Raw genomic sequence first — 14,913 nt, 5'->3', positions numbered from 1 at the left:
TATACTATTTTGTATCATTCGCCAGGGTTAAATGATCATCGAGCAGCTTTTCCGCCGTCTGTACGATCTCATCAATCTGTACACGTGTAATGGCGTCAAAATGAATCCCCATAATAACGGTTACAGTCACCTTAAGAGAATTTGCGGCCTTACGTGCAAGACGCTCACACAATTCCTGTTCCTTATGCCCCGGTATATGGACTGCCGTCCCCACCACGCGTTCTCTTTCCGGATAAAAGGTCGCCACAGCCCCTATATGAGCTTTCCCACCCGTGACCAAAAATATCTTATCTTCTCCAGCTTCAATGACCTGCAAACGAACCGATTTCAAATCATACGTACCCATCCTAATCCACCCATCCTTTTGGAGTATATGTAATGGTGGAATTATGAGCTTAATGACTGAATTGGACAATGAAACATCTCACATTTATGCATAATGGACCATCAACACGGGCATACCAAAGAGAACGCAATTTGACAAAGGAGGCTATATCATGCGTATTCGCCTCATCGCATTCTCCATGTTGATCCTTATCTTTATGAGTGGAAGCTATTCACCTGGACAACTGCTGGCAAAACCCGTTCGAGAGAGCATGCCTGCTGCAAAGCCGGATCTATCTGAGGATGAACAGCTGACACTCGGTCAGCTAAGGCAGAAATATGCCGATACGTTCAAGACCAATGGTCCTTCAACCAGACAGGTAGCACTGACTTTTGATGATGTACCTGATCCGCGCTTCACTCCGCAGGTATTGGATATTTTAAAGAAATATAATGTTAAAGCGACTTTCTTTATTGTTGGCAACCGGGCAGAGAAACATCCCGACCTCGTCAGACGGATCGTTAGGGAAGGTCACATTGTTGGGAACCACAGTTACAACCACCCTGAATTCAGTAAGCTGTCTTTGAATGCTTTTCGCAAACAAATTCTACATACCGGCGACATTATTCGTAAACTGACCGGGTATACACCAAAAATGATTCGTCCTCCATACGGGGATATTAATGAAAAACAGCTGCAATGGGCCGCAAGACAGCAATACAGCATCGTCAATTGGAATGTGGATTCGCTGGATTGGAAAGGCCTTAGCAAAGAACAAGTGAAGCAGAATGTCTTATCTGCAGTCAAACCAGGCTCCATCATTCTTCAACATGCGGGCGGAGGCGTGGGCTCCAATCTGTCCGGTACCATTGGAGCACTTCCGGAGATTATAGATGAACTGCGATGCAGGGGCTTCAATCTGGTGACTTTGGACGAGATGCTGCAATTGCCAAAAAGCAAATAATACTCGGCTTAGTAGAGGAAACACATAAGTTATGAATTAACAATCTTGCGCGTTTTAATAAAGACAAAGGGTACCCTTATTACGCGTTCATCGTGTAATAAAGGCACCCTTTTGTAGCACTGATACTTATTTCAAGATATAAAGTTCAACGTCCTGAAAACCAAAGGTACTCACAGACTTCTGGCTTCCAGGAATGAAAATGTCAATTCGTTTCCCTTTGATCGCTCCACCGACATCCCGGGCAGTAGCCACAAATGCCTGCTTAGGCAGCGCCGGATGGGAGTGACCCGTAACAAGAACCTTTGTACCCAGTGGGATGACACTAGGGTCTACTGCAATCGTGCCGAGTTCAAGTGGATTACCGAAGTAATCAACAGCACCCCATCCACCATTTTCGGAAGCGGCTGCAGAGTATGCTGTTGCTTTCACATCAATGGATTTACTATAATCAAACGTTTTGCCCCAGGCCTCAACGACTTTATCGTCAGCATTTACATCAAGGCTAGCGGTCGCAATCGTCTTTGCACCTGTAGAGCTCTTCGCAGCTGGAGCAGCTGAGGCTGTGTTTGCTTTTCCAGGAATCGTAATTTTCAAACCACCATAAATGTTGTAAGGTGAAATATCACTGTTTGCTTTAACCAGTGTGTTCAGTCCAACTCCATATTGTTTCGATAAGGTATAGAAGGTATCCCCCTCTTTGGCCACGTGAACAGAATCAGCGTGAGCTGGAACGGCCTGAATGAGCATTGCTGCTGTCAATAGGGCTGTTGCTGTTTTGGCTATAGTTCTCTTCTTAATCATGGTCTTCCTCCCTCATTGTGCCTGCGAAGTTAGTTGTCGGATTCGGATGGAGGAAACCACCCTATAGGTCTCTGTTACATTCGTCTTGCGTTATGTATCCCTAATTCACCCCAAGCAGCGTGCGTTTCAAACTTCCCCCCACGGTCTGCATCATTACATCCTCCACACTTCCTCCTCAGGAAGTTTCGGCAGGAACAATATATCACAATTTTGTAACCAAGGTCCGTAGTAAATGTTACCAACTGTATTGAACAACACATTATGCGGCTTTAGAAATAAGGATTTTTCTTGTTAAAGAGCGATCAAGCAGCTCTGGAACGATGACAGAAACGTTACTTTTACGACACTGGATACTTATCCATAATCAAAAAAACAACCCTGCTAACGTGACGTGAGCAAGGTTGTTTGATTTCTTTTTTTGTTCGTTCTATTTAATCCGGTTCACTGACTGGATCATGCTCAAAGGTTATGACAAGACTTTACCGAGGAAGTCACGTGTACGTGGATTCTTAGGTTGACCAAATACTTCATCCGGTGTGCCCTCTTCCACAATTACACCGCCATCCATAAAGATGATGCGATCACCCACTTCACGGGCAAAGCCCATTTCGTGGGTAACAATAACCATCGTCATGCCGCCTTCAGCCAGGCGTTTCATAACGTCGAGTACTTCACCAACCATTTCCGGGTCAAGTGCAGACGTTGGCTCGTCAAACAGCATCACATGCGGCTGCATCGCAAGCGCTCTGGCAATGGCAATCCGCTGCTTCTGTCCACCAGACAGCTGACTCGGATAAGCATCTTTTTTATCCAATAACCCAACGGTTTTGAGCAAGTCTGTGGCGATCTGCTTGGCTTCCTGTGCAGATTGCTTTTTGACTTTAATCGGGGCAATGGTAATGTTTTGCTCCACGGTTTTATGCGGAAACAGATTAAAGTGCTGGAACACCATCCCCATTTTTTCCCGGGTTGCATTAATGTTGTGTTTGGGATCTGTGATCGATACGCCTTCGAAATTAATTTCACCTGAAGTAGGCTGCTCCAACAAGTTAAGACAGCGAAGGAAAGTACTTTTGCCTGATCCTGAAGGACCAATCACAACAACGACCTCGCCCTTGCCAATCGTGACATCTATGCCTTTAAGTACTTCGTTTTTATCGTAGGATTTGTATAGTTGTCTAACGTCTATCACTTGCACTCAACTTCCTTTCCAGTCGACCCAGCAGCTTGGACAAAATAAATGTCAATACAAAGTATATGGCTGCTGCAATAAGGAACGGATTCATTCCTTGGTACGTAATGTTTTTGACTACACTTGCCTGATACATGATATCAACCATACCAATGACCGAGATAATGGACGATTCCTTGATAATGGTTACGAATTCATTACCGATGGCAGGCAGTACAGCTTTGAAAGCTTGTGGCAAAATAATAAATCTCATGGCCGCGGCTCTATCCATCCCAAGCGAACGGGCAGCTTCCAGTTGACCCCGGTCAACTCCTTGAATCCCTGCACGGAAGATCTCTGCCAGGTAAGCACCACTGTTGATGGAGAGTGTGATAATACCGGCTTGAAGAGCCGAGAAATTAATACCGAAGGTCAGGGAAAGGCCATAATAGATAATCATCAGTTGAACCAGCATCGGCGTCCCGCGAATCACTTCAACATATGCCGTACCAATCCAACGTAAAATGGCCATATCATGCATCCGGAACATGCAAATGATCAAACCGATAATTACCCCGAAGATTACGCCAAGTGCGGACAATAGGAGGGTATAACCAACCCCCGTAGCATAAAAGCTTTTGTATTGCCAGAATACTTCAAAAATATTTGGCGATTTGACCTCACGGTCTGCCATTAATTGACTGGCTTCCGTTACCATCTGATCAATTTTATTTTCGCTCTTCAGTCGTTCAAGCGTACCATTAACGGCATTCAGCAATTCCGTATTGCCTTTGCGAATACCGATCGCTGCTGCTACCTGCTCTTCGTCCGGAACTGCAGGCGCAAGTCCGATCATATCATCCAGGTATCCTGCGGCAACTGTATCTTCAACGATTGCAGCGTTAATCCGTTTAGTTTGCAGTTGAAGCACAATGTCCGAGATTTTATCAAGAGACGTCAGCTTGGCTCCAGGAATCTTCTGTCCGATTGTTTCCTGGATCGAACCTTTTTGTGCTCCGATCTTTTCATTTTCCAGTTCAGCCATGGTTGGGTATTTGTCTTTATCCTCATTGCGAACCATGATGACTTGTTTCGATTTATAGTAGGTATCGGAGAAGTCGATACTTTTCTTGCGGTCCTCTGTCGGTGTCATGCCTGAAATAACAATATCCACGCGTCCACTCTGCAATGCAGGCAGCAGGCCGTCGAAACCCATATCTTCTATTACAAGTTCTACGCCCAAATCGGCAGCAATCTCTTTGGCAATGGCAATATCGAATCCGACAATCTCATCCTTGCCATTAATCACTTTATGGAATTCATATGGTGCAAAGTCGGCACTCGTGCCGAGAACCAATTTTTTACTGTCTGAAGTGCCTGTAGTTCCACTTGCCAGCGCCGAAGGAACGGCAGCCGTCAATAAAACGACAAAGGTCAACAGCATCATGGTGTAACGACTAATCAATTTCAACCCTGTTCTCCCCTTACATACATTATGTGCTTCCTCATGTTGATGCCTGAGTCATTATAAAGTACAATGCATGATTATGCAATGAGTTTTCAACTTACAAATCCTGACTTGTTTCTGAAAAAACCAAGCAAACATGATATAATGACTAAATTATTTTCATTTTGCACGAAGGAGTTCACGATGACACATACCAAATCACAAATTTTGTCGGTTATTGATCAATATGCTTCCCGTTTTAAGGAGATTTCATCATACATTGGTGCCAATCCCGAACTCGGGAACGAGGAATACCTTGCTTCTGCCCGTTTAAAGGAAGAACTGATATTTCACGGTTTTGAAGTAGAAGCTCCCGTACTTGGATTGGATACGGCTTTTATCGGCACCTACGCTGCTGCCAAAAAAGGACCAACCATAGCGCTGTTATGCGAATACGATGCACTTCCCGAGATTGGTCACGCTTGCGGCCATCATCTGATATGTATGATGAGTCTGGGTGCTGCTGTCGGTCTAAAGTCCATTTTGGATGAAGTTGGAGGAACGTTAAAAGTCTTCGGCACACCTGCTGAGGAAACTCGTGGCGCCAAAGTTCCAATGGCTGAAGCAGGTCTGTTTGATGATTGTGATGTCGCACTGATGGCCCATCCTTACTATGCTTATGAGAAATCGGGCAGCTCTCTGGCCATTGATGCCGTGCAATTCGAATTCCACGGGAAATCCTCTCACGCCGCGGCCAGTCCGCATGAAGGGATTAATGCTCTCGATGCCGTCATTCAAACCTTTAACGGCATTAATGCATTCCGCCAGCAAGTGAGAAGTACAGTGCGGATCCATGGTGTTATTAATAGCGGTGGTCAGGCTGCCAACATCATTCCCGACTACGCTTCAGCCCAATTTTACGTACGCGCCGCAACCAGAAAAGAGCTTAACATACTAACGCAGCGTGTCATACAAATTGCCGAAGGTTCTGCGCTCCAAACAGGCTGTCGTCTTGTGACTTCGAATTATGAAACGTCATATGATGAGATGGTAACCAATGAATCTTTATCTGCAACGTTCAGTGAAAACCTCATGGAACTCGGTATTCCTCAAGACGAGATTGTTAGCGGAGATGATCATGGCTCCATGGATATCGGTAACGTATCCTTACGCTGTCCTGCAATTCATCCCTACATTCGGGTCGTTGATGAGGTGCATACCCTGCACTCCATCGAATTCCGCGATCTGGCTTTACAGGAAAGGGCACTGGATGGCATGATCTTGGGTGCAAAAGCACTTGCCACAACAGCTTATGATGTGCTAACGAAGCCTGAGCTGCTGCAAACGATTCGAACAGAGTTTGAACAAGCCTTACGATAATATAAGTTCTAAGTTAACAGAGACAACCAAAGAGGTGTTCTCTACAGATTGGATGGATATCACCAGGTCTGCAGAAAACACCTCTTTTCTTTATTTTGCATACGTATATTCAACCCTAACCTGGAGATGCTTGTGAAATGAAAATCATGAAAATGATGAAAATTTTACTAATTATGTAAACCCTTTATGGTTCATTTGCTGTCTAGCTTGGTTATGTAATGCTATACTCATCTTGATACAGGAGGTGCCGTCATGCTGCTCGAAGCGATGTATCACGTTCCACGTGACAAGTGGGCTTACGCCTACAACACGTCTACGATTCATCTGCGTGTACGTACGAAGAGAGATGATGTAGACTATGTGACTGCACTGACCGGTGATAAATATGATTGGGACGGAACCTACAGGGAAATCCAACTGGAAAAAGCTGCTTCGGATAGCATGTTCGACTACTGGGAGGCTGCGGTTAAACCCAAATTCAAGCGACTTACCTATATTTTTCGAGTCACTGCGGGTCATGAAAATGTATTTCTGGCCGACAATGGGATTCACCGAGATCCCCCTTACCCTACTGGAGGATATTACGAATTCTCGTACATTCATGAAATTGATGTGTTTAAGGTTCCCGAATGGGCCAAAGAAGCTGTGTTTTACCAGATTATGACCGAACGGTTCGCCAATGGCAATCCAGACCTCAATCCCGAAGGAACTCACGCTTGGGGAGGTACGCCCGAGCTGGATAACTACTTTGGCGGAGACCTGCAAGGCGTCCTCGATCATCTGGATGATCTAACCAAACTTGGCGTAAATGCTATATATTTCACCCCCCTCTTTCAAGCCAACTCCTACCATAAATATGACACCATTGATTATAAAAAAGTAGATCCGCATTTTGGAGATAATGATTTGCTCAAAAAAGTCACAGAGGAATGCCACCGGCGTGGTATCCGCGTCATGCTTGACGCCGTTTTTAATCATTGCAGTGAAGATTTCCCGCCTTTTCAGGATGTGCTGCAAAATGGAAAACAATCAAAGTATATAGACTGGTTCCATATCAATGAGTTTCCTGTCTGTATTAAGAATGGCATACCCACCTATGATACCTTCGGTTTTTATGGAAATATGCCGAAATTTAACACGGCTAATCCCGAAGTAAAAGCGTATCTGCTGGATGTCGCCGAATACTGGATTAAGGAAATCAAGCTCGACGGCTGGAGATTGGATGTAGCGAACGAAGTGGATAACCACTTCTGGCGAGATTTCCGTAAGGTAGTTAAAACGGCAAACCCGGAAGCCTATATTGTGGGCGAGGTTTGGAGTGATTCCCTGACATGGCTGATGGGTGACCAATTCGATTCCGTCATGAACTACCCTTTTGCCGACAAAGTTCTGGAATTTTTCTGCGGTTCCATGGATGGCTACAACTTTGCAAATGAGATGGGGTCCCTCATTATGCGGTATCCCCAGCAAACCAACGAAGTGATTTTCAATATGTTATGCAGTCATGATACGCCTCGTCTGCTCTCCCGATGCGGTGAAGACAAACGCAGATTAAAACTGTCCGTTGTATTCCTGTTTACCTACATCGGTACGCCGTGTATCTTCTATGGAGATGAAGTGGGCATCAGCGGTGAAGGAGATCCCGATTGCCGCAAATGTATGGAATGGAACCCTGCCAAGCAAGATCGGGAGCTCTATGACTTCTACCGGCTGATGATTGATCTCCGCAAGAGCAATGAGGCACTTCGCAAAGGGCGCTTCCGCTTCCTTAAAGCGGATCACAACGATCCCTGTATCGTATACGAGCGAATGGATGATCAGCTTCACTTTACCGTTTGGATGAATAATACGCCCGATGTACGCACCCTCGCTCACCCTATGGAGACCGAGGACTGGAGAGATGCTCTAACCGAAGACCCCGTTATTCCCACAGATGGCATCATGAACATTAAGCTCGATCCTTACGGTTATCGAATTCTATACAGACAGCTGGATCCTTCATAAAGGAATCTCCTAATTCATCAGATCCATGAACCCTTTTCTCGATCTGGTGTTTAGGAGGTTTTTTTATGATAAATGCTAAACCTTGGTCCCCTTAATATTACCATTGGCATCGACAGTGACTCTCCAGCGGGTGGAATTGGGTCCCGTCAGTACAAGGTCGTTCACCAGTTGGTAGACAGAACCATTGTTGTCCTTAACCACATCAATCACGACGTTTTTTCCATTCGAAAAAGCGCTGGACCCGAATAAATATCGACCAGTGGCACTAGACGATACCAGCAACACATTATCTTTGATAATGTTATTTTCCACAACCCGATTGGCATTATCAAAATGAACTGCCCACCAATTTCCATCATAGTTCATGCGATTGCCCGTTATAACGCTGTTTGATCCACGAATTTTAAGTGATGTGCCTTTACCCGAAATTGAATTGCTTGTAAATGTCACATGATCATTAATGCTGACCATCCGGTCAGGATTGGTCGTGACAAAACCAGGCTGAATGATATTGCTGGTGGCGACTACCCCATTACTCAAGTCCATAGCAATGCCTGCTTTGGCAATATAATTGCCTTTGATGATGATATTTCCGTCTGCAATGATCCCCCAATGATTGCCATTAGGAATCACGATATTATCGGAGATAACGCCAATATCCATGCCTTCAATCCCGTTATTGGTTCTTGCTTCGATGGCTGCTGTAGGATTCGACCTTAAAATGCTATCAATATAATTGCCCTGAATCACAAAAATATGGTTGCTCTCATCATTTGGGTTGAATTGGGAAGGAAGAAAGGAGACAGAAACTACAGAACTGTTTCGAATATTACTGAAGAAGTTTGAAGTGACAAATGCGCCTCTAAAACCGATAAGTCCTACGCCAAAAGCTGTTCCGATCACACTGTTATCATGGATATGGAGGCTCCGGGCCCCTGTCTCGCCACCTTCATTGTTACATGTAATGCCTCCACCTACTTTGGGCACATTAGATCCTTGCTGGCCTGCTGTAAACGTAGTATAGTCTGCATCGGTTGACAATACGGGTGTATGAAGAAAGTTTGTCGTTACAAATACGTTCCAGGTTGCTTTAATGAGGATTCCATCCCCCAAGTATCGGTAGCAGTCATTTTGGCTAATGATGACAAAGGCCAGATTGGTCCTCACTGCAATGGGCTCTTCACCCAAGTGGTGAAGCTTGTTGTTTCTAATGATAACATTTCTTGAAGGATTCTCCTGACTGGTTGAACCATTCACGCCAATGCCGTCCGTAAATTTGCTAATATCATTATTCTGCAATATGACGTTGCTGGAATTCTCTACGTAAATGCCTGTTCGTCCTTTGGCCCATCCAGCCTGAGTTGTACGCCTTAACGTTAGACCACTTACTTCAATATGGTTGCTGTTCTCAAAGCGTAAACCCTGATCCGATACTTCCAATATGGCTCCCGGATGAGCTCTGATGGTTACCGCTTTTCCATTAAACGTATAAAACCATCCCGATTTTACGACTTTGTAGTGTCCCGGCGTAAATAGTAAAATATCACCTTCTTGCGCTGAGTCAAAAAACGCTTTGATCTGTATGGACTGGTCAGTTCCATCCCCCGGAGCGAAGTTTCTAACGTCAATGATATTTCCAGGGATAGAAGATTCAACCGCTGCAATATTACCCAAAATCTGACTAAACATCGCGTTCATCTTGAGAGGATCAAATGTTTCATTCCCACCCCATGCCTCCAGATTCGGATTATAAGTGGAGGTGAAATTAATATGATTGGCCATTTTACCAACTCTCTTTCATCCAATTTTCAACCTCATTCACTTCATTCGACCTCAACAGGGCATTCCAACATGGCTCCAGATTTATTCTCCAAAAAAAGCCACAGTACGTATACTGCGGCTCCGTGGTTTAATCATTATTTTGTATTCTCAACAGTAATGCTACGATAAATGTCCATGTATTCATCAGCCGAAACATCCCAGCTGTAATCCCCGTTCATGCCATTTTTCACAATCTTCTTCCAGTGGTCGGGCTCGCGATACAACTTCACTGCACGACGGATGGTATTCATCATGTCATGTGCGTTAAAGCTGGTAAACGAGAAGCCGTTCCCTTCACCGTTGAACTCATTGTATGCCTGCACGGTATCGTTAAGACCACCCGTTTCACGGACAAGTGGCACACTGCCATACCGGAGTGCTAACAGCTGACTTATGCCACACGGTTCAAACTTGGACGGCATGAGAAATATATCACTTCCTGCATAGAAACGACGGGATAAACCATCGTTGAACTTAATTTGGGCTGACATTTTCAGTGGATAACGATAGGACGCCTCCCGGAACCAATGCTCGTAGGCAGGATCCCCTGTTCCCAATACGGCAAACTGGATATCGTCGTAGTACAACAGTTCATCCAATATGCGGCAAACGAGATCAAGTCCTTTAGAGTCAACAAGACGGGTAACCATTACCATTAATGGTACATCTGGACGGACAGGCAGCCCAAGCTCCTTCTGCAGCTCAATCTTGTTCTCCGTTTTCTTGGATAAACTTGTTCTGTACTTGACCGGGATTTTGTTGTCAGTCGCCGGGTTGTAACTCTTGGTATCAATACCATTCACAATTCCGGTAAAACGTTCGCCAAGCGAGCTAAGCAAACCGTCCAGGCCATAGCCATAATAGGAAGTTTTCACTTCCTGTGCGTAGGTGGGGCTTACTGTTGTTACATGGTCCGAATAGACAATACCTGATTTTAGAAAATTGACATTACCATAATATTCTGCGCCATCCATGGTGAAATATCGGTCGTCCAGTTCAAGCAGATCGCTGAATAACGAATGCGGGAATACACCTTGATACAACAGATTATGTATGGTGAATACGGTACGTATCTCACTATAGAATGGCTCATGTGCGTAATGTGCCTGCAGCAGCAGCGGAATCATTCCCGCATGCCAGTCATGACTATGAAGCACATCCGGCTTGAAGTCCAGCAGCGGCAATACCTCGAGTACCGCGCGATTGAAGAAAGCAAATCTCTCCCCGTCATCCATATACCCGTAGACACCGTCACGGCCAAAGTAATATTCGTTATCGACAAAATAAATCGGAATTCCGTCATGGACGAGCATCTCAATGCCGCAGTATTGCCTGCGCCAGCCGAGTGGAACATCAGTCACGATAACCGGCTTCATGGCCTCTTTATATTCGTCAGGAATCCCTTTATATTTGGGTAAAATAACACGAACATCTGCCCCAGCCTTTTTCAAGGCTTGAGGCAAAGCTCCAATAACGTCGGCGAGTCCACCCGTTTTGATAAATGGATGACCCTCGGCAGCAGCGAATAAAAGTTTCACACCTTTTTCCCCCTTTTTGATTTGGCAGTGGTCTTATTTGTATTTTTGAGTGCTTTTGGTCTGACAGAAGCGACTTCAATTGCTGTCTCATCCGTTTTCCGACGTGTATTCTTTTTTAGAATAACCACGCTTAGCGGAGGCAAAACAATCTCCAGACTGTGGGGATGACCATGAAAAGGAATCTTTTCGGTAGCTATGTGCATATCATTCAATATACCTGATCCCCCGTAATCGGGATGATCACTGTTCAGAACTTCGGCATACATACCGGGACGCATGACACCAATCCGGTAACGCTCCCGCTTGACCGGCTGGAAGTTAACAAGCACAAGGAGTGTATCCGCAGGTTTTTTTCCTTTGCGTACATATGAAATGACACTTTGGCCATGATCATCCGGAGTGATCCATTCATATCCGTCCAGGGAATGATCAAGCTCCCACAAAGCTTTTTCGCTCAGGTACAGCTCAGACAGGTCACGTTCAAACTTGTGGAGTTTGCGGTGACTGTCATAATCCAGCAAGAACCAATCCAGTTCATCCTCATCTTTCCATTCAATAAACTGGCCAAATTCTCCGCCCATAAAGAGCAGCTTCTTGCCTGGGAAAGTCATGAAGTAACCCAAGAAAGCTCGCATGCCATCAAACTTTTGTTCGTACGATCCAGGCATCTTGTCCAGCAAGGACTTTTTGCCATGTACAACTTCGTCATGCGACAGAGGCAGCACATAATTTTCAGAAAAGGAGTAAACCACAGGAAATGTCAGCAAATGATGCTTCGACGGACGATCGTGGAAATCGGTTTTCATATAATCCAGCGTATCGTTCATCCAACCCATGTTCCATTTATAATTGAATCCCAGTCCGCCTATGTCCACAGGAGATGTGACCATCGGCCATGCACTGGACTCTTCAGCCATCATCAGCGCATAAGGATAATACTTGAAAATCGTTTCATTGAGTTGCTGCAAGAAGGCAACAGCTTCTTTATTTTCCAAGCCCCCGTCTGCATTGGGACGAAATTGGCCAGAATGCTTTTCAAAATCAAGCCTTAACATGCTGGTAACCGCGTCTACACGCAGACCATCAAAATGATACATTTCCATCCAATACAGAGCATTGGAGATTAGGAATGAACGAACTTCCGGTTTCGAATAATCAAAACTTAGTGTGCCCCACCCTGGTTTCTCTGCCAGTAATGGATCTGCATATTCGAACAGCGGTGTGCCATCAAACAAACGCAGACCATGGGCGTCCTTGGCAAAGTGTGCAGGCACCCAATCAAGCAGTACACCTATTCCAGCCTGATGTAGTGTATCCACTAAATACATTAAATCCTTAGGACCTCCAAAACGGCTTGTCGGGGCGAAGAAACCCGTACTCTGATATCCCCAGGAAAGGTCATAAGGGTGTTCACTCAGCGGCATCATCTCCACATGAGTGTATTTCATTTCTAATAAGTAAGGAACGAGCAGATCCGCGATCTCTCTATAACTGTATAAAGAGCCGTCTTCCTTGCGCTTCCATGTTCCGATGTGCATTTCATAAATATGTAAAGGCTTGTTATATACAGCCCTCTGTTTCCGTCTCCATGCACCATCGTTCCATTTGTAACCCTGGATGGAACTTGTCATGGAAGCAGTCCGAGGCCTAACTTCGGCGTGAAATGCATACGGGTCAGCTTTTAGCAGTTCTGTTCCGTCTTCCGTTAAAATACGGAATTTGTATAATGTTCCTTCACTGATTTCCGGAAAAAAACGAGTCCAAAATCCAGAATCGGGTATCTTATATAAAGGTGCCTGTTCACCTTTCCAATCATTGCAGTCAAAAGCCAGCCCTACTTCTTTGGCATTTGGAGCCCAGACAGTGAAGCGATACCCCTGACGATGATCCTCAGTCGCAGGTTGTGCGCCTAATATTCGATAACTGTGATGAAGGTTTCCTTCATGAAACAAATAGATATCCTCCGGCGAAATGGCCGGATCTGCCAATGGTTGAATGGCCAAGAGATCACCTTCTTCCCCTAGAAAATAGATATAACGTTAACCATTACCCCATTCTAGCCAAGTTGAAAAGAAAAATGACGTGTTTAAAAAAATGTTGTAATTTTACAGGAATTTTACAGTATACATCGTTTCAACAGCTCCACTTTGCGTTTATGTAAGTACTACACTGGACAAATATCTTGGGAGGGAAACGATTATGTTTAATAAAGATTGCATCGCTATGCTGTTGGCGGGAGGAGAGGGGAAAAGATTAGCCCCATTGACCTCAAGTATTGCTAAACCCGCTGTACCGTTTGGCGGGCACTACCGGATTATCGATTTTCCTCTCAGCAACTGCGTAAACTCAGGAATCGATACGGTTGGAGTATTAACGCAGTACCAAGCTGAATCTTTACACGATCACATTGGTGGAGGAGAACCATGGGGACATGGGAATTCGGAAGAGGCAGGAATCTCCCTGCTTCCATCTTATCATACAGGAAATGACGAATACTTGGGAACGGCGGATGCCATTTATAAAAATATCGACTATATTGACCAACAAAACCCCGAAAATGTTCTAATTTTGTCGGGAGATCACATTTATCACATGAATTATCGTGACATGCTGGAATCCCACAAAGCGAATGAAGCAGTTGCGACCATTTCGGTCATGGAAGTTCCTTGGGATGAAGCACATCGCTTCGGAATTATGGCTGCGGATGAAAATATGCGTGTGACCGAATTTGCAGAAAAGCCCGCTGAACCAAAAAGTAACCTGGCTTCCATGGGTATTTACATGTTTAATTGGGAGTATCTGAAACGCCATCTTCTGCTGGATGCGGCTAACCCGAATTCCAGCCACGACTTTGGTAAAGACGTAATCCCTCAAATGCTTAATGAAAACAACTCACTTTTCGTGTATAACTTCGATGGTTACTGGAAAGATGTTGGTACTGTAAAAAGCTTGTGGGATGCACACATGGATCTGCTGCATAACGAAGAAAACTGGAGCCTGCACAAAGAACACTGGCCGATGTTCACTCGTGACTGGAAAACCAAATTAAGTGCTCACAAAGCTCGTCATTCCCGTGCTGAGCATGCGTCCTCCATGGTTCATGAGTCATGCGCCATTGAAGGTCGTGCAGAGCGCTCTGTTATCTTCTGCGGTGTTGAAGTAGGAAAAGGCTCTGAAGTCAAAGACAGTGTTGTTATGCCAAATGCCCGTATAGGTAGAGGTGTTCATATCGAACGTGCCATTATTGGTGAAGGTGCTATTATCAAGGACGGTGCCATTGTCAAAGGCACTGCTGATGAAATTGTCGTTGTAGGCCCGAATGAGGTTGTATCTGCCAAACCGGCAGTCCGCACTCAGCCTGCACGTATTCTAAAAGAAGTGTATGAGAAAACCGGTCGCTTGCGCGCTGGCGAACTCTCTTCATAATATACCAAAAAAGGCAAGCCGTTGACGGCTCGCCTT

At 45.0% G+C, this 14,913-nt stretch carries 11 protein-coding genes and 1 riboswitch; of the genes, 4 read left to right on the top strand and 7 right to left on the bottom strand.

All coding sequences use genetic code 11. The features are described from left to right. Positions 1-4 precede the first annotated feature (4 nt). Positions 5-346 (bottom strand): hypothetical protein, encoded by a 342-nt coding sequence (locus CHH60_RS00740; protein ID WP_095357416.1) that lies wholly within the window; start codon positions 344-346, stop codon positions 5-7. A 151-nt stretch (positions 347-497) separates the two neighbouring features. On the opposite strand from CHH60_RS00740, the gene CHH60_RS00735 reads away from it, so the two are divergent. Then, entirely contained in the window at positions 498-1,289 is a 792-nt protein-coding gene (locus CHH60_RS00735; RefSeq protein ID WP_095357415.1) for a polysaccharide deacetylase family protein, read from the top strand. A 126-nt stretch (positions 1,290-1,415) separates the two neighbouring features. Here the strand turns inward: CHH60_RS00735 and CHH60_RS00730 are convergent, their stop codons facing one another. From CHH60_RS00730 to CHH60_RS00720, 3 genes are all read right to left on the bottom strand, one after another. Beyond that, positions 1,416-2,090, bottom strand: a complete 675-nt coding sequence (locus CHH60_RS00730; protein ID WP_095357414.1) for a 3D domain-containing protein — start codon at positions 2,088-2,090, stop codon at positions 1,416-1,418. A 2-nt stretch (positions 2,091-2,092) separates the two neighbouring features. Continuing rightward, positions 2,093-2,291, bottom strand: a riboswitch (cyclic di-AMP (ydaO/yuaA leader). Between the two features lie 265 nt (positions 2,292-2,556). Continuing rightward, a complete protein-coding gene (locus CHH60_RS00725) occupies positions 2,557-3,282 on the bottom strand; it encodes an amino acid ABC transporter ATP-binding protein (RefSeq protein ID WP_176475922.1) in 726 nt (241 codons plus the stop codon). Next, on the bottom strand, positions 3,269-4,708 hold the full coding sequence (locus CHH60_RS00720; protein WP_441339373.1) for an ABC transporter substrate-binding protein/permease: 1,440 nt from the start codon (positions 4,706-4,708) through the stop codon (positions 3,269-3,271). Before CHH60_RS00720 ends, CHH60_RS00725 begins: the two co-directional genes overlap by 14 nt. A 204-nt stretch (positions 4,709-4,912) precedes the next feature. On the opposite strand from CHH60_RS00720, the gene CHH60_RS00715 reads away from it, so the two are divergent. Then, positions 4,913-6,088 (top strand): M20 family metallopeptidase, encoded by a 1,176-nt coding sequence (locus CHH60_RS00715; protein ID WP_095357411.1) that lies wholly within the window; start codon positions 4,913-4,915, stop codon positions 6,086-6,088. Positions 6,089-6,340: 252 nt separating this feature from the next. Further along, positions 6,341-8,092 (top strand): alpha-glycosidase, encoded by a 1,752-nt coding sequence (locus tag CHH60_RS00710; protein ID WP_095357410.1) that lies wholly within the window; start codon positions 6,341-6,343, stop codon positions 8,090-8,092. Positions 8,093-8,167: 75 nt separating this feature from the next. Here the strand turns inward: CHH60_RS00710 and CHH60_RS00705 are convergent, their stop codons facing one another. The 3 genes from CHH60_RS00705 to glgB form a co-directional block, all read right to left on the bottom strand. Then, a complete protein-coding gene (locus tag CHH60_RS00705) occupies positions 8,168-9,874 on the bottom strand; it encodes a right-handed parallel beta-helix repeat-containing protein (protein WP_095357409.1) in 1,707 nt (568 codons plus the stop codon). A gap of 134 nt (positions 9,875-10,008) precedes the next feature. After that, a complete protein-coding gene (gene glgA, locus CHH60_RS00700; RefSeq protein ID WP_095357408.1) occupies positions 10,009-11,451 on the bottom strand; it encodes a glycogen synthase GlgA in 1,443 nt (480 codons plus the stop codon). Further along, on the bottom strand, positions 11,448-13,454 hold the full coding sequence (glgB, locus tag CHH60_RS00695) for a 1,4-alpha-glucan branching protein GlgB (protein ID WP_095357407.1): 2,007 nt from the start codon (positions 13,452-13,454) through the stop codon (positions 11,448-11,450). The genes glgA and glgB overlap by 4 nt, the downstream gene beginning before the upstream one ends. A gap of 196 nt (positions 13,455-13,650) precedes the next feature. On the opposite strand from glgB, the gene CHH60_RS00690 reads away from it, so the two are divergent. After that, the gene (locus CHH60_RS00690; protein WP_095357406.1) at positions 13,651-14,877 is read left to right on the top strand and encodes a glucose-1-phosphate adenylyltransferase; all 1,227 of its coding nucleotides are present in this window, start codon (positions 13,651-13,653) and stop codon (positions 14,875-14,877) included. Positions 14,878-14,913 lie beyond the last annotated feature (36 nt).

The organism is Paenibacillus sp. 7523-1, assembly GCF_002276415.1.
Classification (GTDB): domain Bacteria; phylum Bacillota; class Bacilli; order Paenibacillales; family Paenibacillaceae; genus Paenibacillus; species Paenibacillus illinoisensis_A.
Note: the sequence above shows the minus strand (reverse complement) of the source record. Positions and strands in the feature narration are given on the sequence as shown.

Coding starts and splice junctions, on each gene's coding strand:
- CHH60_RS00740 (WP_095357416.1), bottom strand. CDS start 346: ATGGGTACGTATGATTTGAAATCGGTTCGTTTGCAGGTCATTGAAGCT.
- CHH60_RS00735 (WP_095357415.1), top strand. CDS start 498: ATGCGTATTCGCCTCATCGCATTCTCCATGTTGATCCTTATCTTTATG.
- CHH60_RS00730 (WP_095357414.1), bottom strand. CDS start 2,090: ATGATTAAGAAGAGAACTATAGCCAAAACAGCAACAGCCCTATTGACA.
- CHH60_RS00720 (WP_441339373.1), bottom strand. CDS start 4,708: ATGATGCTGTTGACCTTTGTCGTTTTATTGACGGCTGCCGTTCCTTCG.
- CHH60_RS00715 (WP_095357411.1), top strand. CDS start 4,913: ATGACACATACCAAATCACAAATTTTGTCGGTTATTGATCAATATGCT.
- CHH60_RS00710 (WP_095357410.1), top strand. CDS start 6,341: ATGCTGCTCGAAGCGATGTATCACGTTCCACGTGACAAGTGGGCTTAC.
- CHH60_RS00705 (WP_095357409.1), bottom strand. CDS start 9,874: ATGGCCAATCATATTAATTTCACCTCCACTTATAATCCGAATCTGGAG.
- CHH60_RS00690 (WP_095357406.1), top strand. CDS start 13,651: ATGTTTAATAAAGATTGCATCGCTATGCTGTTGGCGGGAGGAGAGGGG.